The sequence below is a fragment of the Nostoc sp. JL34 genome (assembly GCF_017114945.1).
Classification (GTDB): Bacteria; Cyanobacteriota; Cyanobacteriia; order Cyanobacteriales; family Nostocaceae; genus Nostoc.
This window is the reverse complement of the sequence record NZ_JABXKQ010000169.1, coordinates 77,310-101,473: the sequence shown is the minus strand read 5'-3', so window position 1 is coordinate 101,473 and position 24,164 is coordinate 77,310. Positions and strand designations below refer to the sequence as shown.

18 protein-coding genes are annotated in these 24,164 nt (G+C 43.5%); 7 read left to right on the top strand and 11 right to left on the bottom strand.

Features of this window, described 5'->3' with window-relative positions:
• The first annotated feature begins 182 nt into the window (after nt 1-182).
• A complete protein-coding gene (locus HWQ44_RS30840) occupies nt 183-2,585 on the top strand; it encodes a filamentous hemagglutinin N-terminal domain-containing protein (RefSeq protein ID WP_292725867.1) in 2,403 nt (800 codons plus the stop codon).
• A gap of 186 nt (nt 2,586-2,771) precedes the next feature.
• Here the strand turns inward: HWQ44_RS30840 and fetB are convergent, their stop codons facing one another.
• Entirely contained in the window at nt 2,772-3,548 is a 777-nt protein-coding gene (gene fetB / locus HWQ44_RS30835) for an iron export ABC transporter permease subunit FetB (RefSeq protein ID WP_292725865.1), read from the bottom strand.
• Between the two features lie 327 nt (nt 3,549-3,875).
• On the opposite strand from fetB, the gene HWQ44_RS30830 reads away from it, so the two are divergent.
• A complete protein-coding gene (locus HWQ44_RS30830; RefSeq protein ID WP_292725864.1) occupies nt 3,876-5,024 on the top strand; it encodes a DegT/DnrJ/EryC1/StrS aminotransferase family protein in 1,149 nt (382 codons plus the stop codon).
• A gap of 93 nt (nt 5,025-5,117) precedes the next feature.
• Here the strand turns inward: HWQ44_RS30830 and HWQ44_RS30825 are convergent, their stop codons facing one another.
• Nucleotides 5,118-5,864: a DUF561 domain-containing protein gene (locus HWQ44_RS30825; RefSeq protein ID WP_292725863.1), complete on the bottom strand. Its 747-nt coding sequence runs from the start codon at nt 5,862-5,864 to the stop codon at nt 5,118-5,120.
• Nucleotides 5,865-6,284: 420 nt separating this feature from the next.
• On the opposite strand from HWQ44_RS30825, the gene HWQ44_RS30820 reads away from it, so the two are divergent.
• Entirely contained in the window at nt 6,285-6,764 is a 480-nt protein-coding gene (locus tag HWQ44_RS30820) for a GAF domain-containing protein (RefSeq protein WP_292725862.1), read from the top strand.
• 234 nt (nt 6,765-6,998) lie between these two features.
• Here HWQ44_RS30820 and HWQ44_RS30815 read toward each other — a convergent pair whose 3' ends face one another.
• The gene (locus HWQ44_RS30815) at nt 6,999-7,934 is read right to left on the bottom strand and encodes a putative 2-dehydropantoate 2-reductase (protein ID WP_292725861.1); all 936 of its coding nucleotides are present in this window, start codon (nt 7,932-7,934) and stop codon (nt 6,999-7,001) included.
• Between the two features lie 168 nt (nt 7,935-8,102).
• Here HWQ44_RS30815 and HWQ44_RS30810 point away from each other — a divergent pair, with 168 nt between their 5' ends.
• Together HWQ44_RS30810 and HWQ44_RS30805 are read left to right on the top strand one after the other, a co-directional pair.
• Nucleotides 8,103-8,504, top strand: a complete 402-nt coding sequence (locus HWQ44_RS30810; protein WP_292725859.1) for a fasciclin domain-containing protein — start codon at nt 8,103-8,105, stop codon at nt 8,502-8,504.
• 205 nt (nt 8,505-8,709) lie between these two features.
• Nucleotides 8,710-9,039 carry a hypothetical protein gene (locus HWQ44_RS30805; RefSeq protein WP_292725858.1) on the top strand — a complete coding sequence of 110 codons (330 nt, stop codon included), beginning with the start codon at nt 8,710-8,712 and terminating at the stop codon, nt 9,037-9,039.
• A 38-nt stretch (nt 9,040-9,077) separates the two neighbouring features.
• Here HWQ44_RS30805 and HWQ44_RS30800 read toward each other — a convergent pair whose 3' ends face one another.
• The 8 genes from HWQ44_RS30800 to HWQ44_RS30765 form a co-directional block, all read right to left on the bottom strand.
• On the bottom strand, nt 9,078-9,626 hold the full coding sequence (locus HWQ44_RS30800) for a GNAT family N-acetyltransferase (RefSeq protein WP_292725856.1): 549 nt from the start codon (nt 9,624-9,626) through the stop codon (nt 9,078-9,080).
• Nucleotides 9,623-10,978, bottom strand: coding sequence for a UDP-N-acetylmuramoyl-tripeptide--D-alanyl-D-alanine ligase (gene murF, locus HWQ44_RS30795; RefSeq protein ID WP_292725855.1), 1,356 nt, complete (start codon nt 10,976-10,978; stop codon nt 9,623-9,625). Before murF ends, HWQ44_RS30800 begins: the two co-directional genes overlap by 4 nt.
• A gap of 316 nt (nt 10,979-11,294) precedes the next feature.
• Nucleotides 11,295-11,741, bottom strand: coding sequence for a tellurite resistance TerB family protein (locus HWQ44_RS30790; RefSeq protein ID WP_292725854.1), 447 nt, complete (start codon nt 11,739-11,741; stop codon nt 11,295-11,297).
• A 177-nt stretch (nt 11,742-11,918) separates the two neighbouring features.
• Complete coding sequence (locus tag HWQ44_RS30785) at nt 11,919-12,056, bottom strand: hypothetical protein (RefSeq protein ID WP_292725853.1); 138 nt, start codon at nt 12,054-12,056, stop codon at nt 11,919-11,921.
• Between the two features lie 570 nt (nt 12,057-12,626).
• Complete coding sequence (locus tag HWQ44_RS30780; protein ID WP_292725852.1) at nt 12,627-13,547, bottom strand: histone deacetylase; 921 nt, start codon at nt 13,545-13,547, stop codon at nt 12,627-12,629.
• Between the two features lie 114 nt (nt 13,548-13,661).
• Nucleotides 13,662-16,298, bottom strand: coding sequence for an EAL domain-containing protein (locus HWQ44_RS30775; RefSeq protein WP_292725851.1), 2,637 nt, complete (start codon nt 16,296-16,298; stop codon nt 13,662-13,664).
• A gap of 904 nt (nt 16,299-17,202) precedes the next feature.
• On the bottom strand, nt 17,203-18,987 hold the full coding sequence (locus HWQ44_RS30770; protein WP_292725849.1) for a ShlB/FhaC/HecB family hemolysin secretion/activation protein: 1,785 nt from the start codon (nt 18,985-18,987) through the stop codon (nt 17,203-17,205).
• Between the two features lie 370 nt (nt 18,988-19,357).
• Complete coding sequence (locus HWQ44_RS30765) at nt 19,358-21,121, bottom strand: SWIM zinc finger family protein (RefSeq protein ID WP_292725847.1); 1,764 nt, start codon at nt 21,119-21,121, stop codon at nt 19,358-19,360.
• A 494-nt stretch (nt 21,122-21,615) separates the two neighbouring features.
• Here HWQ44_RS30765 and lpdA point away from each other — a divergent pair, with 494 nt between their 5' ends.
• Complete coding sequence (gene lpdA, locus HWQ44_RS30760; protein WP_292725845.1) at nt 21,616-23,046, top strand: dihydrolipoyl dehydrogenase; 1,431 nt, start codon at nt 21,616-21,618, stop codon at nt 23,044-23,046.
• 126 nt (nt 23,047-23,172) lie between these two features.
• Nucleotides 23,173-24,063 carry an indole-3-glycerol phosphate synthase TrpC gene (trpC, locus tag HWQ44_RS30755; RefSeq protein WP_292725843.1) on the top strand — a complete coding sequence of 297 codons (891 nt, stop codon included), beginning with the start codon at nt 23,173-23,175 and terminating at the stop codon, nt 24,061-24,063.
• Nucleotides 24,064-24,164 lie beyond the last annotated feature (101 nt).

Here is a 24,164-nt window from a genome sequence, read left to right as displayed (position 1 = left end):
AAAGTTTATTCTAGTGAGTATAAAAATGCTGAACTTTGCATTTACTAGTTAGGCTACAGAGATAATCTCAAGTATCACTATACCTAATTAGCAAGGAGCAGTATTTCAATATACTCTTATTTTTTGGGTGCAAGTTTGTCATGTCTGGAGACAGAAGCAGTTGGTGCTGGGAGTTAGGGATAATGAGTACTTTAGCAATTGCTGGAGTGCTCACTTTCTTTGAGAGTTTTGCCTTAGCCCAAATACAAAAGGATGGCACACTTGGATCTGAAAGTTCAACCATTACACCAAAGCTAATTGATGGTCAGCCTATAGACCAGATTGATGGTGGGGCAGTTCGTGGTACAAACTTATACCACAGCTTTGAACAGTTTTCTGTGTCTGCGGGAAGGACAGCCCACTTTAACAATGCAATAAATATTCAAAATATTATCAGTCGAGTGACAGGCAATTCTATTTCTAATATAGATGGCATTCTGAAAGCTAACGGTACAGCCAACCTGTTTCTAATTAATCCTAACGGCATTGTTTTTGGAGCCAATGCTTCTTTAAATATCGGCGGTTCATTTGTGGCAAGTACAGCAAGTAGCTTGAACTTTGCTGATGGTACAAAGTTTAATGCTACATCTCCTCAAACTACACCTCTACTGACACTAAGTGTTCCCATTGGTTTACAATTCGGAGCAACTGCGGCTCCCATCCGCAATCAATCCCAAGCCAAACCAGATGGTGCAGTTAATATCTTGAAGCAAGGCGTTGGTCTACAGGTGCAGCAAGGCAAAACCTTGGCACTTATAGGCGGTGACATCACGCTAGAGGGGGGAAATATTACAGCAAAGGGCGGAAGAGTTGAGTTAGGAAGCGTCGCTGGTAATAGTCTGGTCAGTTTAAGCCCAACGAATCAAGGTTGGGCATTGGGATATGAAGGTGTTCAAAATTTCCAGAACGTCCAACTAATCCAGTTAAATAAAATTCGACCTACTGTAGATACTCATGGAGAGGATGGCGGTAATATCCAGGTGCAAGGCAAGCTTGTGCGGGTAGCTGGCAGTTTACTAATTCTAGTTGATCCCTTTGGAGTGCAATCAGGAGGGAATTTGACAGTGAACGCCTCAGAGTCTGTAGTAGTTGAAAAAGATGCGCGACTCTTTACTCAGAGTTTCTCTAATGGAACCTCTGGAAACATAAATATCACTACTAAGAAGTTGGTAGTCAGAAGTGGAGCACAATTGGAGGGGCAATTGACCATAAACGCCTCAGATTCCGTACAAATAATCGGCGGCACCTCCATTCCTCTCTTGCAAGATGGTAGTGATTTAATACCCAGTGGATTATTTAGTGCAACTTATGGTAGTAAAAACGCTGGGAGTATCACAATCAACACTGCAAAGTTGCGTATCCAAGGAGGAGCAAGAATATCAACAAGCTCCGAGGGTATATATATGTCTATTCCTAACCAATTTACACCAGCTACAGGAAAAGCAGGAAACTTGACGGTAAACGCTTCAGAGTCCGTAGAACTAATAGGAACCTCACCAAATGGTTCTAGGCTCAGTGGCTTGTTTTCTGGGACTCAAGGACCTGGAGATGGCGGCAATTTGACGCTAACTACAGGGCGATTGATTATCAAGGATGGGGCTGCAATAACTGTCAGCAGCCAAGCTCTAAAAAATGTAATTTATGTCGGAGATGCAAATAACTTAGGCAAAGCAGGCGATTTAAATATAACCGCTCGTTCTATACTTCTGAACAATAAAGGAAAACTCACAGCTGAAACCGAGTCAGGTCGAGGCGGGAATATTACGCTACAGGTGCGGGACTTATTATTGATGCGCCGCGAAAGTCAAATAACCACTAACGCAGGTACAACAGGGCTTGGTGGAGATGGCGGTAATATCACCATCAAAGTACCTAATGGCTTCATCGTCGCGGCTCCCTTTGGAAATAGCGATATCACTGCCAATGCCTTCTCTGGCTCTGGTGGTAAAGTCACTATCACCACTAAAAATATCTTTGGGTTTGTACCCCGCACCCGTGCAGATGTAGAGAGACTTGATCCAGAAGAAATAAACCCGAGGAACCTGCGAACAAGTGACATCACTGCATTTTCTCAGCAAAATCCTTCATTGAGTGGCACTGTACAAATCAACTCACCAGATGCTGACCCCAGTAGAGGATTGGTGGAATTGCCCGTAAATCTGGTTGATGCTTCCCAGCAAATTGCTGCTGGTTGTAATTCTGGTGGAAAAATAGCCGGGAGTTCATTTATTGCTACTGGGCGTGGAGGACTAGCATCCGATCCCACGGAGCCATTGATAGCTGATACGGTGCTAATAGATTGGATCACACTCTCTCCAGAGAGTCAAAATCGTGCTGGCGGTATTCAGAAAGGAGTGGGTATTCAGGCACAGCGAAACACAGAAGAAAAATCACAGAAAGTTAATTCTGTCAATGAATCTACTCAAATTGTGGAAGCCCAAGGATGGGTAATGGATGCTAATGGGAACGTGGTTCTGGTTGCTCAAGTACCCATTGCTTCGCCCCATAACTCCTTGCTCACCGCTACATCTTGTGCTGCTCATTAGAAATCGACTTTGTATTACAACTAATTGGTCGGCGCGTTGGCGATCGCAACAGAAATAATAGAAAGAGGCAGGAGGAGCAAAATCAACGATATGATTCACCCCCACTGAACTCAACCAAGCACTATTGATTGCTCTTGATCTGCTACGACAAGATGATCAAATACTCTTGGATGTAGATTAAACCCTTCACCTCACCAGCTGCGCGGCAGAATTAAAAAATTGACGACACAACCCCTTCGTGACTAAAACTGTTGTCAATAAGTTAGCAAAAGCAACCATGAACATAATCAAAATTTCATAAGATACAGCATCCAGAGGTTTCACACCAGCTAGTAACTGTCCAGTGGTAATTCCTGGTATTGCGACCATACCTATAAGAATCATTTGATTGAGAGTAGGAATCAATCCGGCTCTGATGGCGTCTTTGCGATACTGGCTAACTGCTTGCTCTGGAGTTGCACCTAAGCTTAAATGAGTTTCTATCTCGATATGGCTGGAATTAATGGTGCTGACAAGACGATCGCCTGCGATCGCAGCTGCATTGGTAGCATTACCTAAGACTATCCCTGTTAAGGGAATTATATACTGTGGTTCGTACCATCTCTCTGGTTGAACGATCAAGAAGTTGATGTAAAACACTGTCATGGCGGTACTAATTAAAATTGCACCCCACACCAAAGGCAACACATGAGGAATTTTTTGGCTGATGCGATTTCGTGCGACAATCGCCGTAATTGTCAGCATTATTGCTAATAGCGCCAAAACTGCCCAAGCATTGTCTAAAGCCAAAATGAAATCTAAAATGTATCCCAATACAAGAAGTTGTAAGATGGTTCTCCCAGTAGCAAGGGCTAAGTTCAACTCTAATCCTAATTTTTCCCAGGCAGATAAACCAATGGCGATCGCCATCAATCCAACAGCAATAGCTAAATCCGCGAAATCCAGCTTGATCAGATCCTGCATGGGTTCTCTATCTCCTGGTATTTTCTTCTCAAACCAGCCCACACATCTGGAACTTTGATCCGATGTGTTGGATCTTGGTTGATATATATCACTTTCATCAATTCAAAATTCCAAATGGTACGACCTTAACATGGCAAACACCTAGTATGCCTACTATCTGTAAATTAAATGTGCGGTGGTTTCCCGCACCACAATTTAAGTAAAAACCCTAATAGATGCGTATCTTGGGCGATAGTCTTTTAGTAGCTCCTCTTTGATTAACAATTCAATCAGCAAAAATTGACTGTTGAAGTGCATCCTTTGTATCTCCCGATAAAATGAGAACTCATGATCCAAAGTGTAAATCCCATCCCTGCCTTTGATATCAAGCAGCAATACACCACCATCGAAGCAGAAGTAAGTGCAGCCGTCTTAGAGGTTTTAGCTTCTGGCCGCTATATCGGCGGCCCCTTAGTCGAAGGCTTTGAACAACAGTTTGCCGCTTATAATACTGTTACTGAATGTGTGGCTTGTAATTCTGGTACTGATGCGCTCTACTTAGCGTTACGAGTCTTGGATATTGGTGCAGGCGATGAAGTGATTACAACGCCTTTTACCTTTATTGCGACATCTGAAGTGATTAGCGCCGTGGGTGCAAAGCCTGTTTTTGTTGATATTGACGCGACTACGTTTAATTTAGATGTGGAGCAAGTCATAGCGGCGATTACACCCAAGACTAAAGCGATTATCCCGGTTCACCTATTTGGACAACCTGTGGATATGACATCATTGATGGCGATCGCTCAGTCTCACAATTTATCAATAATTGAAGATTGCGCTCAGTCTACAGGGGCAATTTGGGCTGATCAAAAAGTAGGAAGCATTGGACATATTGGTTGCTTTAGTTTCTACCCTACCAAAAATCTTGGTGGTTGCGGCGATGGCGGAGCAATAACGACTAATGATCCAGCGATCGCCACTAAACTGCGAATACTAAGAGATCATGGTAGTAAGATTCGATATTTACACGAAGAAATAGGTGTAAATAGCCGATTAGATGCTCTCCAAGCAGCTATTTTGCAGATTAAGCTACGTTATTTAGATATTTGGAACGATCGCCGCCGAGATATTGCCAACTATTACTACCAGTACCTTAGTCAAGTTCCAAGGATTGTCCCGCCCCAAGAATTACCTGGGGGTAGTGGCGTATGGAATCAATACACTATTCGCATATCAGGCGAGGGGCGAAATGGTTCTAGCGCTAAATACCGAGATTGGGTGCGTAATCAATTGCAAGAACAAGGTGTGAGTTCAATGATTTACTACCCCCACCCTTTACATTTGCAGCCAGTTTATCAAAGTCTGGGCTATGAAATTGGGGACTTACCAATAGCAGAGCAAGCTTGCCATGAGGTTATATCCTTGCCTATGTTCCCAGAACTGACACAACAGCAGCAAGACCAGGTGATTTATGCATTGAAGGATTGTTTGGGGTGAAGGGGAATAGAGGGGCAGTGGGGCAGGGAGCAGAGGAGAATAATCAATAATTAATAACTAATGCCCAATGCCCAATGCCCAATCCCCCATGCCCTACTTTTGAGTCAGCACTCTTGCAGTCGCTAAGGCTTCTACTAAGCCGCGCACAGCGGCAATCATTGCCACTTCGCTATTGAGTTGGTTAATGGCAGAACCAACACCAACGCCAGCAGCACCAGCCGCGATCGCTAACGGTGCGGTAACGTTAGAAATGCCTGAAGCACACAATACTGGCACTGATACTACACGGGAAATTTCAAAAGCTGCTGCCAAAGTGGGGGCAGCTTTTTCAATTAATCCTAGAGTTCCGGGGTGAATTGGGTTACTGCTAGTACCGCCTTCGGTTTGGATAATGTCCGCTCCAGCTTTCACCAGTTCTTCTGCTAGCTGTACCTGTTGATCTAGTTCCAGGATGTGGGGAACGGTGACAGATAGGGTGATTTCCGGGAAGAGAGCGCGAGTTTGCTTAGTCAGCGCTAGCACTTCTGGAGCTTCAAATCGGCGTCCTTGAGCATAGAAGGAATCGAAATTTCCGATTTCGATTAAATCAGCGCCAGCTGCCACTGCTTGCACAAATTTATCTGGTTCTACTGCTGAAACACAGATAGATAAATTTGTCAAGCTTTTAGCTAGTTGGACTAAAGCTGGATTGGCGGCAATATCGACAAAAGTAGCACCGCCAAATTCAGCAGCTTTAACAGTAGCAGCGACGCTAGTGGCGTCGAAGTTATTCAAACCGCTGATCACTTTTAGAACCCGGCGGTTAGTAAATGCACGTTGGAGTGTGGAATGCATCGTCATAGTTTGGCTTTTGAAGCTACGAAAATTAGGTATATTCTACCGTCCCTCAGTTGATGAGAGACTAAATCACTATGGTAGTTGCCAAATATTGATAATTTTTTGGTAATTTTATTCTTACCGCCACTAATCAAAGTTTTGCCATCTGCACTGAAAGCGATCGCATAAACTTCATTACCCTTGATGCGAAATTCGGGATACTATTGCTGCATTTTTTCCAACTCTTCAAGCGTTAGAGACATAAAACCTCTAATTACACGCCCTGTATCTATATCAATTATGGAAACACACACCTCTTCTGGTGCGATCGCCCGATGAATTCCCCTGACTTTTCACCGGATATAGAAAAGGGAGATTGGTTCTGCTAAGTGAATTTTCCTAATTACTTTCCACGTTTATGATCAAACTTTATTTCCTACCACTATGACTTCAGAGACAAAACCCATTTTTGATACCCTGGCTGATAAAGGATCTGCCATCGACTGGAACCGACTGCTGACTGAAATCCTAGCCGCTTTCAACTGCTCTACAGGAACTATCCATACCCTCGATCAGGACAGCCAGTTATTGCACCTAAAGGCTTACCAAGGTATTCCAGAATTCCTCTTGCCTAAAATGACGATAATTCCCATTGGCAAAGGGATGGCCGGTGTCGCCGCCGAACGCAAGCGACCAGTACAGATTTGCAACCTGCAAACCGACGAATCGGGGGTGGCTAAACCCTCAGCCAAAGAAACGAAGGTAGAAGGCTCGATCACAGTGCCGCTGATGCTGAATGGTCGATTGTATGGTACCTTGGGCATTGCTAAATCGGTTCCCTACGAATTTACTCTCGAAGAGGAAGAGACACTGATGGAGATTGGAGAGGCCATTAGCCGGAAATCGTCAGTTAAAATCAAATAGTATTGCTTATTTTTCCAAACACTCCATTGCTGTTTGTACTTTCTCAATTTGTCTGAGTGCTTGCATTTTGTTAAAGAGTACGTAGGCGTAGCTCGTCGCAGACATTACTTGCAGAAAACTTTCCCGACTCTAAGCAATTTCACTCATTTTTTATCAGTCAATGCCAACTGATGATCTTTTTATTCTCTAGGAGATACTGCGCGAAGAATTTTGAACTTTGAATTGATTTCTCCCTCACTTTTCCCTCGCATCTAAAAACTTCAACTGGTGGTATAAACAGCTAATCTGTACTAAATTCACACCTGCTGCTTGGGCTTTTTGTAATGGGTTGCCGAAAATTGCTTCTATCTCCAAGGGACGATGTTCGTCGTAGTCAATTTTCATGCTGGGGCGGTAAGGCGTCATTTTGACAGTATAATCGAGCATTGTTTGAATGAAGCGATCGCTGATCGTTCGCCCATAGCTTTTCGCCCCCGCAGCTACTTCATACATCAACTGTTCAACTAACTCGCGAGTGTACTTATACGCCATTAATTCATCTGTTCTAGCGTTGAGAATCACAGAAAGCCCATTGTAGGGAATATTCCACACCAGCTTTTTCCAACGTGCTAATAGTAAATCTTCAGCTAATTCAATTGAGATACCAGCGCTTTCAAAATCATCAGCAATTTGCTGCATCTTCTGAGTTATCCCACTAGGCTGATAGTTAGGGGTATATTCACTGAAGTTAATTTGCCCATAGTCTAGATGGTGTATGTGCCCTGGCCCCACTTTGTTAGAACATAAAAAGCACAACCCACCGATAACAGTGACATTACCAATAATCTCAGCAACTTCTTCTTCTACACCAAGTCCATTCTGTAATACCAACACCACCCCATTGTCTTTAACCACAGGTGGCAACATCTTTGGTAGTAAATGGTTTTGTGTCGTCTTTAGTGCCACCACCACCACATCGCATTGTGGCATCTTTTCTACATCATTGTAGGCATGGACTTCAGGAAGGGTAAAGTCGCCGTCTTTGGACTCTACCACTAAACCATATTTGTTTACCTGTTCGTAATCACTCTTGAGCAAGAAGTGAACATCCAACCCAGCTTTTTGCAGTCTGGCGCCATAGAATCCACCTAATGCTCCAGTTCCCAGAATGGCATACGTGCGATCGGACATTTCTTCTATAAGGGAATTTTCCTAGAAATATCATAAGGCTATGTCTGATAGAAGTACGCGTCTCGGTGTAGTTTATTCACCGCCTGCTTTTAAATTTATTTTATTTAATAAAACTTCAAAGAGGTTTATTATCCTTTAAAATCTTTTGCAGAGATTTAGGTAAAATATATGGCTGATATTGTTGATATTGCAGTTACGGGTGAGTCGTTTAAAACACTGGTGGCGGCTGTACAAGCTGCTGGTTTAGTAGAAACATTAAAAAGTCCTGGCCCGTTCACTGTCTTTGCACCAAATGACGATGCTTTTGCCAAGTTACCAGCGGGAACTATCCAAACTCTGTTACAGAATATTCCCCAGCTAACGCGGATTTTAAAGTATCATGTCGTTCCAGGAAAGTTGCTACAGGCTGATTTAGCACAACTCGGTACGGTTAATTCTGTGGAAGGTTCACCCATTAAAATTCATTCTTCTGATGGTTTTGAAGTCAAAAATGCCACAGTTTTAGCAGCAGATATTGAAGCTGATAATGGTGTGGTACACGTTATCGATACGGTAATTTTACCGGGTTAATTCAGCTAGGGTGGAAAACATCCACCCTACTTACCCAAAATCTTTATAATTAACTAACTATTGGTAGTATCAAAACGCAACTGAATAGTTTAAATTATGTTATATTTGCAATGTGATTACTCACTCATAACTTAAGATATATTTCGTTATTTTAAATACAATAAACTAAATTCTTAAAAAGTTAACATCTATCCCAACAAAATTAATGCTCGATTTTAACACCTTAGCTGAGTTTTCTCGTGGCAATTGCATAAGTATTTGTGCATTTCTCGTACCAGCAAACTTGCTTGTCACAATTTTAACGATGAGCCTGGTAGCGTTACGTCGTCCATCGCATCAAGTGTGGCAATCTGCTGGAATCGCTAGCTTTTTCGCTTCTGTCATGATACTGCACGTATATACTTGGTTCCTGATTGGTGTGGTGATGGCTCCTACTTATATCTTGCTGTGGCTAGCAATCACCTGTTTGGTGACTAATTTTGCAGCAATTCTTTTTCACAGACGCTACAGCAACAGCCCTAGTCTTTACAACTGAAGTCTATCAGGTGTCTATGGATGATATTTTCAGAATAATTATCCATAGACGTCTCTCCATTCATGCTCAAGGATGGCATATAGCCAAGAGTCTCGCCATTCTCCCTTAATCCAATGGTGTTCTCGCAAATATCCTTCTTGCTGCATTCCAATTTTTTGCATAACTCGTGCTGAGGCAATGTTTTCTGGGTGACAAGTCGCAAATATGCGATGCAAGTCTAACTCCTGAAAACCAAATGATATAAGTGCTTTTACAGCTTCAGTCGCATATCCTTGTCCCCAAAATTCCTTAGTGAAAGAGTATCCAATAGAGCCTATTTTGTTGTCAATATCCTGAACGGATATGCGACAGATACCAATTAATTGCTTTTGGGGTTTTAAAGTCACTGCTAAGGCAAAATGCTGACGGGGTTCTTCCTCTTGCAATGAAATCTCTCTTTGCAAAAAATTTTTGGTATCTTCTTCGCTATTCGGGCCAAAAGTCAAATAACGCACAACTTTAGGATCGCTAGCGTATTGATGAACTGCTGGCCAATCTGATTCTACAAAGTCTCGCAGTATGAGACGTTGGGTTTCTAGTGGTATCATTTGGGAAATTCTGCACGTAACTGATTGACTACCCGATCTAGTCCTACAGAATGGGCGGCTTTGAATAATAAACGATCGCCTGCTTGCACAAATGTCTTCAACCTAGCCACTAACTCGGCATGAGTCGCAAAGCACTCCGATGGCACACCTTCGGCACTAAGAGCGATCGCTTCGGCATCTTGTCCATCTACCAAAATCAACAAACCATCTAAATTCAACTTTCGCGCTGTTTCTCCCACTCGCTGGTGCAACTGCTGCGATCGCTCTCCCAATTCTTTCATTGCACCCAATACGGCTATCTTCCGCTTTCCAGGTGTGTCTGCCAATAACTGCAACGCTGCAATCATAGCTTCTGGTGCAGCATTATAAGTTTCATCTAAGATTACCACATCATTGGGTAAGTTAAACCGCTGCGATCGCCCTGTAGGCATATCCACCATTACACCTCCTTTGAGAGATGCCCAATCGATCCCTAACACCTTTGCTACTGCTAAAGCTGCCAAGAAATTAGTGGCATTATGACGACCAGGTAAAGGTAGAGGTAGTTCGATTCCTGCGACTTCCACAGTCTCGTTATCAATTAATTGCCCTTGAATATCCCCACCAGAAAAGCCGAAAGTTACAACTTCTCCATGCCAAACTTTCGCCGCTGTCGCCATTAATAGGAGATTGTCGTGGTTGAGAATTGCCACACTATCAGCAGACATTTCCGCTAATAACTCACATTTTGCCTCAGCAATCGCTTCTTCGGAACCCAGTAACTCAATATGTGCCGTCCCCACATTGGTAATCACTCCAATTGTTGGCCGCGCTATTTGCGTCAATTCAGCAATTTGTCCTCTACCCCGCATCGCCATTTCAATCACGGCGTAGTTATTTTCTGCCCCAAGTTCTAGGAGAGTTTTCGGCACACCGATTTCGTTGTTGTAATTTCCATAAGTTTTGTGAACTCGTCCCTTTGTTCCTAAAACTGCGGCGATCAATTCTTTGGTTGTAGTTTTACCCACGGAACCAGTTACGCCAATTACAGGAATATTAAAGCGATCGCGCCACCATCTACCTATTTGTTGATATGCCTTGAGAGTATCTTTTACCTGTAGTACAGGAAATCCCGGATTTTCGTATTCAAAATCTACAATTGCAGCTATTGCCCCCTTTGCGATCGCAGTTGGCACAAATTCATGTCCATCAAACTTATCGCCTCGTAAAGCTAGAAATACTTCACCTGATTTTAGGGTACGGCTATCTGTTTGGATACCGCTACTTACTTGTGTTAGAGCAGTTTCAGATAAGTTTACAGTCTGGGCCAAAATAACTTCAACCAGTTGGGTTAGGGTGGCAGAACAACGCATAAGTAATTTACAATTTAAAGTTCAAAATTAGAAAATCGAATTATGACACAACACTGCATTAAACAACAAGATTTGTGACTTCTCGAAAAAGCTGCGAATCTAAACCTAGTCACAATAACACCAAAAATAGTGCCAAAGAAGCTTAACTCCTTTGGCACACTTTATTTATAAGCTATATATAGTTTAATTAAGCATATATTTTCTCTGAAGTTAAAGGGTTTAACACCCCTACCTTTACACATAACCTCAATTTCAGTCAGCCTTGAAATCTCCGTCTGAAAATATCTTTAATTTTGAATTTTGAATTGTTAACAGCCTATCCCCCGTTTTTAATCAAGATTACTTGCACAATTTGGATTGCGATCTCACTAGAAACCCCTAAAGCTTGATATAAATCATTTAAGAAGTTTTTTTCTTCTTCACCTACGATACCTTCAGCTAAGACTAAATCGGTGGCTACTGCAAAGGCTGCTTCCCGTAAGTCTTGAGATAGAGAATCTTTTGCTGCATTAAATAAAGCATTCAAACCGTCACCCTGAAGAATGCCCAATATTTTATCAAACAGCCTGCTCATCATCTCATGGGGATAACTTTTAAAAAGTTTCATCCGTGACAGCACAAAAGTGATAGAATTTGCTTGCTCAAGAGAAAGGTAACCGTCTGAGGCTGTTGCCACCAAGATAATGACAGCAAAAGCTTCTGTTGGATTGAGTGCTGCTTGGGTTTGGCTTTCTGTGCCCAATACAGCGTCGAATAGACCCATTGTTGTAGCTCCTTGGTTAGAGTCTCAATAGCGCTACAGTTACCTGTGTGGTTGGTAAATTCCCAGGTAAAACTGTAACGTTGTGAGACTTTCATGCTTTAGTGTTCCCAGTATTGATTCACGACGAACACTTGCACCCAATGGTTTTTGGCAAAAACTACACTACCAGATGTGAACTTAGGGTTCTCCTGTCTTTTCTATTGTCTCAATTACCGCCAAACCGATACCAGAAGCTGCTATTAACAGTACTGTTGATATCAAATAGGCATTAGTCAGCATCCGTAAGGCTTCGTCAAAAAAAATATAGGTGGTCATTGCTTCACCTTTTGAACTTTGTGATGCTAGTACTTTTTATTTCTCCACACCCCGACAGGTGAATTTCGCTGAGAAACTGCTAGCAATTGCATCTTAACAAAACTTTAGCTCTTTCAGAACCCCACTAAAACTTTTTCTTTCTGAAGATTCGATGAAGTTTAACGTGACGTGAGTTTGATGAACCTCTCCCTGCCTTGAATTAAAGTTCAAGTTTGTCCCTTTTCGACTTGGAGAGGGAAGATTTTGCGTAGTAAAACCTCTTAGAGGTTTTTTGATTTAGCTAATTAGGCGGACACTATATGAGCCGTCGAATTCATGTAACTTTACAAAAAAGCTTGCCACAAGGATCTGATATCATGTTCGGGTAAAAACTTATCATTTAGACAGCAGGGGTGCAGGGGACAGGGAGCAGGGAGAAAGAGGTTTTCCTGATTTTTGCACGGATGCAGTAATCATAAGTAATTAACCGGACTTGATATGACAACGCGAAGGAGCGTCTCGTAAACAAGGGGAGATACCAAGGGCAATTGGTGACTTAGCACTCAGCACTGAGTAGGTAAATGAGGAAAACTAGACCAAACAACGTTCAATCGTTGCTACAACTGATTGAGAAAGAGTATCAAAATCGTAACCACCTTCCAAACCAAATAGAATTTTACGAGTTAGCCCCAAACAATAATTAGTGAACAAACCATAATCTTCTGATTGCAAATTGATACTTGCCAAAGGATCTGCGGCATTGGCATCATAACCAGCACTGACAATCAGTAAATCCGGCTGAAAGTTGGCTAAAAACGGTACTACCTTGTTTTCAAACAGCGGCTGATATACCGTAATATCGCTACCTGGTGGTATAGGTAAGTTGAGGACATTATTATGAAAGCCGCGTTCTGTAGCTCTCCCAGTACCAGGATAACAGGGGTACTGATGTAACGAACAATAAGCAATTTGTGGGTAAGTTTCGACAATAGACTGAGTACCATTACCGTGATGCACATCCCAATCGAGGATGGCAACACGGTTAACTCCAAGTTGATCCAGGGCAAATAAAGCTGCGATCGCTGCATTAGAAAATAGGCAAAAGCCCATTCCTGCATCACTTTCTGCATGGTGTCCTGGGGGACGCGCGAGTACAAAAGCTGGATTAGCCGACCCTAATACCGCTTCAACTCCATCTAACCATGCACTGACTGCCAACAATGCCACATCATAACTACGTGGGGAAACTGGTGTATCTCCATCCAAAGGGCCGCCACCACTAGAAGCGATTTGCCAAAGTTTTTTGATGTAGGCTGGGCTATGGGCTTTCACCAATGAAGACATCAGTGATGGCTGTTCTGATGCTGGTGTAGGCGATCGCCAGGAAATTTGATCTGCAAATGTAGCTGCTTTTAGGGCAGTAGCGATCGCAATCAAGCGTTCTGGTTTTTCAGGATGGTATTTTCCAGTCTTGTGATCTAAAAATTCGTCGGAATAGATGACTGGCAACATAAGACGAAAAAGGTTGGCATCAAGACAATGAATGTTATTGTATCTTCACTGGTACAAACTGTTTTATCCTTTGTACTAAAACACCAATGTCATCAATTTAAACTTGACAGACTCCTAGAGCGTTGATCGTTTGGTTTCGAGGATTTCTGTTGCGATTTTTGCAGTCAGCGGCCGGTAGAATAGAAAGCCCTGGACATCCTCACAGTCGATAGATTTTAAGAACTCTAATTCTTCTTCTTTTTCTACCCCTTCAGCCGTCAACTTCAATCCCAAGCTGTGTCCCAAGGTAACTATAGCCTTGATAATATGAGCTACTTTGACATCCTGTGTCAAATTTTGAATGAAAGATTTGTCTATTTTCAGATTGTGGAGTGGCAAAAGCTGTAGGCGCGAGAGTGAGGAATGACCCGTACCAAAGTCATCAATGGAGATGTAAACACCCATCTGCTGTAGATCCTTTAACACCGTCCTGGTAAAATCTAAGTCCTCAATCGCTGTGGTTTCCATAATTTCTAATTCTAAAAAGCGTGGCTCCAGACCCGTTTCTTCTAAAATTGTGGCTATAGTCTCCACCAATTTCGGTTGGCGAAACTGCTTAAGAGAAAGATTGACAGCAATCATTATGGGTGGAAATCCTGCATCTTGCCAGACTTTATTTTGAATACAGGCTGTCCGTAGTACCCATTCGCCGATGGGGACAATTAATCCACTTTCTTCGACCAGGGGAATGAAAACACTGGGTGCGACCAATCCCATCTCTGGGTGCTGCCAACGCAATAGAGCCTCCATACCAGTAATTTCTTCTGTAGCAATGTTCACACGAGGCTGATAGTACAGGGTAAATTCATTGCGTTCTAGGGCATAGCGCAAGCTCTTCTCTAAAGTCAAGAGTTCAGGATTTTTAGCGCTCAGGGAAACACTGTAGAATTGGTAGTTATTCCGCCCTTTGTCTTTGGCATAGTATAAAGCGGCATCTGCGTGCTGGATTAGTGTTTCGGCGTCAGGACTGTTGTTATCAAGCAACGCAATACCGAGGCTGGCCGTCACATAAAGTTCATGCCCTTGGAGATGGAAAGCATCTTCTAAGGCTTGTAAGATTCTGTATGCCACCAGGGTTACCTCTTCAATATCATTGACTCGTGGGAGCAAGATAGTGAACTCATCGCCTCCCCAACGGGCTATAGTGTCTCCGCCTCTGAGTGAGTCTTTTAATCTTTGAGCGACGCTTTGTAACAATTGGTCTCCCAGAGTGTGCCCCAGAGTGTCATTAATGACCTTGAAACGATCCAGATCAAGGAAGATCACAGCCAAACTTTCGCCATTGCGAGTGGCGTTGGGCAGAGTTTTACTGAGCAGCTCGTTAAATAGTAGGCGATTGGGCAACCCTGTTAGCAGGTCATGGAGGGCTTGATAGCGAATCTTTTCTTCTACTTGCTGACGCTGCCGTGTACCAATAATACTGGCGGCCATCGTTAAAAGGGTAGATTCTTCGTGCTTTGACCAATGACGCTTAGAGGTGCAGTCTGCCAGACCAAGATACCCCCAGAAATCATTCTCCAAGCAAAGAGGCACTAAGAGAAGAGATTGAATGCCATCTCGAATCAAGAATTCTTGTTCGGCGACAGGAAATTTTGGGGTGATTCCGCTAATCGACTTGCCGCTAGAAAGAACAGTGTACCAACGAGCTAGTCCAGAAGCTTCATAAGGCTGATTCTGCCAATGGTGGTGGGTAGATTCAATAAAAGAGTGCGTCCATTCAAACCGTAGGCTGACTGCTATTTCCCCTGTAGCAGGATGGGGATGGTTCTGAAAGAGATAGGCACGATCTACCTGGGCAGCTTCACCCAGTACAGCTAGAGCTCGATCAATACCAGTTTCGTAATTCATTTCTCCCAGCAAATAATTGGCAGCTTCTGCAACTGCCTGTAGCAAGCGATCGCGCTGGCGAAGTTCGGCTGTGGCTTGCCTTTGCTCTGTAATATCTCTAATAATAAAAGTTCTAATTAAATCACTTTCAGGAAGGTAGAGAACGGATTGTTCAAAAACTTCTGCGCCTACTTCCACCTCTCGTACAAAAGAATTTTTTTCTAGATTGTCAACTCCACTCAGGAGTCCTGTTAAAATCGGATGCTCCGTCCCAATCTCCCGAAGTTTGGGAAACTTGAGAGCTGCGGCTGGATTGAGATAAGTAACTCTTCCCTGGAAATCCATCTCAATAATTGGATTGGGAATGAGTTCAGGAAAGGATGCTAGGCGAGCTAGGGCGGACTCACTAGCTGCTTCAAAGCTGGGATCGATAGCTAAGGTTTGAAAAGGATTGGCAGGACTGGCTTGCTCTGATAAGAAACCAGATAAGTCTTCAACATTAAAAGATTCAGAAAATGCTTGTTCTGAAATGTTGGAAATAGCATAATATTTAGCCTGAGCTTTATTACTGCCAAAAGCAATGATATCTCCGTGCCTAAGATTATGAGAAAAGCATTGAGTACCATTTACAAATAAGCCATTAGTACTTCCTTTTCCCTTGTAGTTACCATCAATAATCTGGAAGCCATATTGGTCAGTCTCTGGAACAGTTACTCGCAATAAAATTGCATGTTGCATTGAAACTGAACGGGAAGCCAAGACAATAGTGTTTGCAGGATGTCGCCCCAGAGAATAAGTAGTCTCTCGCAAGGGGACAGTTCGCCGCCCTTCCAGGTCTTGGATGACCAACAGATGGCGTATTTTTTCCCGCTCATTTTCTCGCATGGCTGTTCCTCAAATTCTCATATTTTTATGTCTTAGTCTGAAAAATAAGCTAATCGTCCTACTCCCAGAAGTGCAGCCTTTTTACTGCACTTCTGGGAAGATTTGCTCAACTGGTCGCTTGCTGGGGGAGGAACTCCGTTCCAGGACTGGGGACTAGGGACTAGGAAATAATATTAAAAATACTATTTTCCAATGCCCAGTACCCAATCCCCAATCCCCAGTCCCCAGTCCCCTTTACTCAAAGTTTTCACCGTCTGTGATCCTATTGGGATGAAGGTGCAAACCAGCCCTTTTCTTCATGATTGACCTTCTGGAATGAGATGGCTAATTGTTCAACCAGTTTTTGCGATAGAAGTTCTAACTGGTTTCTCCACTCATACATAAGTTATAAACTCTGTCCCTATAGGAATCGTAAATTGTTTTTGAAAAAATCTCAGTATTATTGTAGAGTGTGTTATCGCCAAGAGTCCGGCACCATTCCAAGGTTTTGGTGTCGTACTTTCTGCTAACATAACGCCAGTTGCTACAACTTTGAAAACCAAAGCAACACACTGGCTCCTCTACGTGAATTTCAAAAATCAAATCGGAATCCTATATCATCAAACCCTGTCTTTCTTAGGATACCCAGAATAAAATCAAACACTGAATAGAATACATAGTATATTTGCGGATTTTTATTATGAGTAGTGGGGAAACTCCCAATTATATAAATAACCGTCTGAATTTTTATTTTTTAAGAAATTTTGTGAAGTAGATTAGGAGCAAGGCAGGAATTAAATTAATTGGGTGCATCCCACTGGGGAAAAATATCTGACGATTGGAAATTGCCAGTTGCTTTAATGGCGGGAACTCCCCGTTGGCCCAGCCTCTGATAGAGAAGGGAAGAAGAATGAACCCCTCAATTTTAAAAAGGATTATAGAGTAAACTAAAATACAGACCGTTTTCTTGTAATGTTCTCTCATTTGAGTTAACAGATACTAAAGGAATGCCCCAGTCAAGACGAACGGTGAAGCGATCGCCCTGTGACCAACGCAACCCCAAACCAACAGCAGCTAGAGTATTAGGGTCGGGATTCTCTCTACCAGAACTATTCCAGCCAACACCAAAATCCACAAAAGGGACAACCTGTAAGATACTATTTATCTGGGGTAAGCGCAGAATCGGTACTTGAACTTCCGCAGAAACAAAAGTGCCATTATCCGTTAGCAGGTAATCTTGACGGTAACCTCGAATGCTATCCTGTCCACCTAAGCCAAATTGCTCTAAAGGCAAAAGTGTTCTGGATGCAAGTTGCGTATTGAAACGAAGCAAAAATAAGGTTTCAGGAGCTAAAAGGCGGGCCCACTGCGCTTGTCCTTGCCAAGCAAAAAAACGGCTATCTGGAGGATTTTGATTAATCGTGGGACTCAACACATCTATGCCCAAACTGAATTGAGAGCGGAGGGCGATGACTTCACGGCTGTTACGACTCGTCCATTCTTGAAAAAATCGCAACGCAGATACCCTGGTGCGTCCTTGTTCATCAGCACCTAAACCAGGGAAAGGTAATCGCTCTATATCGATATAAGAAGCTTCACTTTCTCGTCGCGAAGCTGTCAACCCAAGGGCGAATTCTTGTGTGGGAGTTTGAACTATGGGTTGGCGGAATGTCAATTCGTAATAGCGAGAATCAGATTGGATATCTAAAACATTGAAAGGAGGTTCAATGACATGGCTTGATGTAATGCCATAGTTGAAGATAAGGGTTCCGTTTTTGGGATTAAGTGGTAATGTATAACTGGCGTCAAAGGAATTGCTACCATCGGTATTAGTGTAAGCTATACCCAGAGCATCTCCCAATCCCAATAAGTTGGCTTCATTCAATTGTAATCGGCGTCGAAAACTGCCAACGCTAGGCGATCGCCCATTATCAAGAACGATTTGGCTACTAAAGGTTTTTGCTTCATTGATCTTGACTTCTAGCAAACTTGTACCAGTCCGCGATCCTGCCGAGAGTTCAGCAGTCACGTTTTGAATCAAAGGATTAAGTTGCAAAAGTTGTAGTGCCTCTAGTAGACGCTGACGATTGAGAGGCGGTGATGTCGCTATCGCTAGTCGGCTGCGGACATAATTCGGATTCAACCGCCGAGTTCCAGTTACCAAGATATCTTCTAATTTACCTTCGACAACCTGAATTTTGACAACACCAGATTGGATTGTTTGGGGTGGGATATAAGCACCAGAAGTAATGTAACCATTTTGGACGTATAGATCAGTGATTTTAGAACGTGCTTGATACACTTCAGTCAGCGAGATCGGTCGTTTGGTAAATTCAGCAGTGGCTTTGGCTAACTCTTTGGGACTGAAGACTGTACTACCAACAACTTCAAACCGTTCAACAACAATATTTTGAGGAAAGTTGCCAGGGAGTGGTTCCTCAGGTGTGGGAGTTGGTACAGAGGGTGGAAATAGTTTTGCTGGTGGAGGAAGGGGCTGTGGTACTTCCGGTGAGGGAAGTGGGGAAGGTATGGGTGGTTGAACATCCTGTGGTGGTGGGAGTTGTTGCGACAGGATGAAATTACTAGTTGGTAATTGTGTAGTATCAACAGCCTCAGCTTTTAGTGGATTAAAAGATATGCTACTGAGTAATAGAAGCATACTCAGGGGTAAGCAGGGCACTATAAAATTCTGGGGATATTTATCAATCATCGTACTAGACTATTTTGTGTCAATAACTATGGAATTATACGGGGACTGCTTCAGATGTGAATCTTACTTCATCTTTTGTCGCTAAAGTTGATATCTTGGGCAAATCTCAATTTAAAAGCTAAATCATCAGGTTATTGCAGACTTAAAAGTATTGATGGTGTTTGAGCTGCATAAGCAGGCAGATATGTTGGAATTATCTGTTGTTACGGGAGAAATCACCTAGCGTACTTGGATGAATCAGGATTTTATCTATGGCGCGATCGAGGTTACACTTATTACTTCAGATGGTAACTAAGTGAACGGTGAGCGCAAATAATTAAAAGATGGTGTACTGTAAAGTGTGTTACGGCTTCCATAACACACTTTACAGCTACAGCGGTTTAAACATTCCCATCAATTTATGTTTACGAGCGTGGGTTTGGATCAAGTTTTCCCGATAGCTTAACCAGTCAGCTTTTTTCCCCGATTCCAAATAAGCATTACGCACCTTTTTCAACCATTCAACCGCGTAGTAGTAGTATTCGGCTTTACCTGCATCCATAATCTTTTCGGCACGGTGACGAGCATTAGCAATCACCCAACCAGGATTGTGAGGGATAGCAGCATCCATGACTTGGTGAATTAACTCTGAATGATCAGAACTGAGTTCACTAGCGATCGCAATTGCATCATCAATTAGCCCCTCATGCAAGAATATATCCACCTTGGCTGATTCTGTTCCCCAACCACTATAAGCACGGATAATTCTCAGCAGGTCTGTTTTAACACTTTCCCAGTTTTCCCCAGCCAATTCTGTCATCTTTTGGTAGTCAACAAAGGAGGGCTTGACTTGAAAAGCCGCCTTGATTGCTAATAAAGCAGCTTCACTATTACCCCATTCAAGAGCCAAATCACTTGTCCAAATTCCCAATTCGTACTGACAATTACCCGGTAAATTTAATCCACTCTGGGCTATATCTAGTGCTTGCTGTAATGCCCCCTGAACGCTGAGTGTTTTCGCAAGGGCAAATGCCTCTTCCATTGAGTTCATCTGGGTTTGAGCAGCATCAATTGCTTCTTCTACCCTGCCTAAACGCCCTAGCATTGTCAGATACTGCTCGGTTTGTCCTTCCGCTTCTGCTAAATACAGGTATTCTTGATAACGTTCTTGACGTTCGAGAATTTTCAGACGAATTAATGCCAAATCATCTGCATAATCTGGCACGTCTTCTTCCCAAGCTCCCCTTTCAGTAATATTACCTTGGAAAACTTGTAGCAATGGTGGATAATCCCAACCTTGGCGTAAAGCTTCCATAACTAGGCCGAAATCAGCATTCCACTCATCTTGCCAAGCTTCTAAATTTATTTGGATATCAACTTTTTCTTCTGGGGTCAGTTCCACACTGAGAATTGCTTCACACCAAGCCTTATTCAATTCTCCGACAATTTCATCGTTTTCAGCGCCGTATTCTGCAACATCATCCCAATTTTCCGCACAGGTAGAGGTAATCGCTGACAAAATAGCGATCGCATTTTCACTCTCTCCTCGTTCGCTAAAATCTACGGCAGTTTGCACCACACTCAGCAATTCTTCACCAATTGGGTCTTCTTCGTACCCCTCCTCAAAGTAGCGCACGGTATCCTTGAGAATCTGCCGTACTTGCCGCCGAAACTGAGCTGGATCAATAGTACTACGGCGCACAGATATGGTTGTTTGCTTGTCAGCAGGATTCGTCATCCAACTTACATGGCGGTCAATTGCCTCAATCAGTGGTGGGTATTCTGCTACCAATTCTTGCAGCAGCCTTTGAGTTTGGATATGATCCAGCTGATTTAGTAGTTGTTCTAGGGTGGGGCGTTGCTCAATATTTTCTGAGTTACGCGCACAGACAAGCATCGCCGCTACAATGTGTTTGCACCACCCTTCAAAGTCGTAAGCACAGGTGCAATTTACAGAGGTTAAACCACTGCTATCGAAACTCAGGTTGACATGATAAGGTCTAGCTTGAGTGCCTGCAACATCCGCCTGAAGCAGATGACCTCGTTGGATAACGGCATTGACAGCACCAGCCTCATAGTATGCCTCGCCCCGCTGGAAAGATTTGGCGTTGGCATGACGGCGGATAGTAAATTCACTAATTTGGGGAATAGACATCGAGCGATCGCCTGCGTAAATCTTCTGGATGAATCCTAAATCCAGCTTAGGTGTTAGGCTAACGCGCTGTAAAGAAAAAGGTGTAGGGAATAAGAGGCAGAGGGGCAGGGTGCGGGGGCAGAGGAGAGGAATTTTCCCCCTGCCCCCTCCCCCTGCTCCCCTGCTTCTTCCTCAGTCCCCAGTCCCTTTGGAGTCTAAAAAAAATAAGTATCTAGATTTGACTATAATTACTGGAAACATCCATCTTTTCGCCAGAAGTGATTGAATCATAATTTAAGTTAGCAAAACCCGAACGTTAAATCAGTAAATAGTTATCAGGCGCATGTTAGGGGATTTAAATCAGTTACCAGTTCCCAGTGTTCACTAATAACTGTGTACTAGGGGCTTAAACCCAGCGACGAAACTAGCAACTGATAACTGATAACTGTTAAAGGGGTTGCGCTGATTGTCGGTCAAGTTGAGAATAAATAGGCGAAGCACACGGGGAAACTAACGTGAGTCAAGGATTTGATTACGATTTAGTAATTATCGGCGCTGGTGTAGGCGGACATGGTGCAGCCTTACACGCCGTAAGTTCTGGTCTGAAAACAGCGATTATTGAAGCTGCTGATATGGGAGGAACCTGTGTTAATCGGGGCTGTATTCCTTCTAAAGCCCTGCTGGCAGCATCTGGACGTGTGCGGGAGTTACGCAATGCCCACCACCTCAAGTCACTGGGAATTCAAATTGGTAGCGTGGAATTTGATCGCCAAGCGATCGCCAATCATGCTGGTAATCTCGTCTCTAAAATTCAAGGCGACTTAACCAACAGTCTAAAACGTCTAGGAGTCGATATCATCAGGGGTTGGGGAAAAATCGCTGGGGCGCAAAAAGTCTCTGTTACCGGAGACGGTGGTGAAAAAACCATCACAGCCAAAGACATCATTCTTTCCCCTGGTTCAATTCCTTTTGTGCCTCCAGGGATTGAAGTAGACGGCAAAACTGTCTTTACCAGTGATCAAGGCGTCAAATTAGAGTCTTTACCAGACTGGGTGGCGATTATTGGCAGTGGTTATATCGGTTTGGAATTTTCTGATATTTACTCAGCTTTGGGTTGTGAAATCACCTTGATTGAAGCCCTAGATCAGCTAATGCCAGGGTTTGACCGCGATATTGCTAAACTTGCTGAACGGGTGCTGATTACTCCCCGCGATATTGAAACGAAAGTTGGGATATACGCCAAAAAAGTCATCCCAGGTTCACCTGTGGTAATTGAGTTAGCAGATTTCAAAACTAAAGAAGATGTAGATGTCATCGAAGTAGATGCTTGCTTGGTGGCTACGGGACGCATCCCGGCGACCAAAAATCTTGGTTTAGAGTCTGTAGGTGTAGAACTCGATCGGCGGAATTTTATCCCAGTTGACGATCGCATGGCAGTGCTATCAGCAGGCGAAGTAGTGCCACATTTGTGGGCAATTGGTGACGCTAATGGGAAGATGATGTTGGCACATGCGGCTTCTGCTCAAGGCATCATCGCGGTAGAAAATATAGTTGGCAGGGAAAGAATAATAGACTATCGCAGCATCCCCGCAGCGGCGTTTACCCATCCAGAAGTCAGTTATGTGGGCTTAACTGAAACAGCAGCTAAGGAGTTGGGACAAACCGAAGGGTTTGAAATCGCCACAAGTAAAAGTTACTTCAAAGGGAATTCCAAAGCGTTGGCAGAAAATGAAGCCGACGGTATTGCCAAGGTGATATATCGCAAAGACACCGGAGAAGTATTGGGCGTCCACATTTTCGGACTGCACGCCTCAGACTTAATTCATGAAGCGTCAGCTGCGATCGCTAACCGTCAATCCGTTCAAAGCCTCGCACATCTAGTTCACGCCCACCCGACACTCTCGGAAGTCCTAGACGAAGCTTATAAACGAGCGATCGCCATTTAGGGATTGGGGATTGGGGTTAAGGGAGAGGTGACAGGTGATAGGGAATAATCAGTACCCTATTTCCTCATTCCCCATTCCCCATTCCCCATTCCCCATTCCCCATTCCCCATTCCCCATTCCCCAATCATGCAAATCCGTCGTCGTTCACCTAACCCAGCTATTAATGTATCCATATTACGTTATCAAGCTGCCGTGCCTGATGCAGAGCCAAACAATATCTTGGAGGAAATTGTCTGGCACAAAGAAGTAGAAGTTGACCAAATGCGAGAAAGGCTGCCTTTACGGGAATTGCAACATCAAGCACTTTCCGCGCCGCCAACCCGTGATTTTGTCGCGGCTTTGCGCCAAGGTAAGACAAAGCCAGCATTGATTGCTGAAGTCAAAAAAGCTTCACCGAGTAAAGGCGTTTTACGAGAAGATTTTGACCCAGTAGCGATCGCCCTATCTTATCAACAAGGTAGTGCAAGTTGTCTTTCTGTACTGACTGATGTCAAGTTCTTTCAAGGTAGTTTTGACAACTTAGCTAAAATTCGGGCTGCCGTAGATTTGCCGCTACTGTGCAAAGAGTTTGTCATCTATCCTTACCAAATGTACTTAGCGCGGGTTAAGGGTGCAGATGCTATTTTGTTGATTGCCGCTATCCTTAGCGATCAAGATTTGCAATACTTCCTCAAAATTGCTAACAACCTGAAAATGGCAGCCTTGATTGAAGTCCATAGCTTGGCAGAACTTGACCGTGTGTTAGCCTTAGATGGGGCCTCCTTAGTAGGAATCAATAATCGCAATTTGGAAGATTTCTCTGTTGACCTACAAACTACTTGCCAACTTTTGGCTGCAAGGGGTAGCCAATTGCAGGAGAAAAACATCCTTGTTGTCAGCGAGTCAGGACTACACAACCCAGATGATTTGAGTTTGGTGCTTACAGCAGGTGCATCCGCTGTCCTCATTGGAGAGTCTTTGGTAAAACAACCAGATCCCGGTGCAGCGATCGCTCAGATATTACCGAGGAATTTCTGAAAAGTTACACCTCCCCTGTGTCAAGAGGCGCAGGGCAACTGCATACAATAGTTGGGCAATTGGGCACACTATGCGTAGACACGCAGCAATTTGCTATCAAG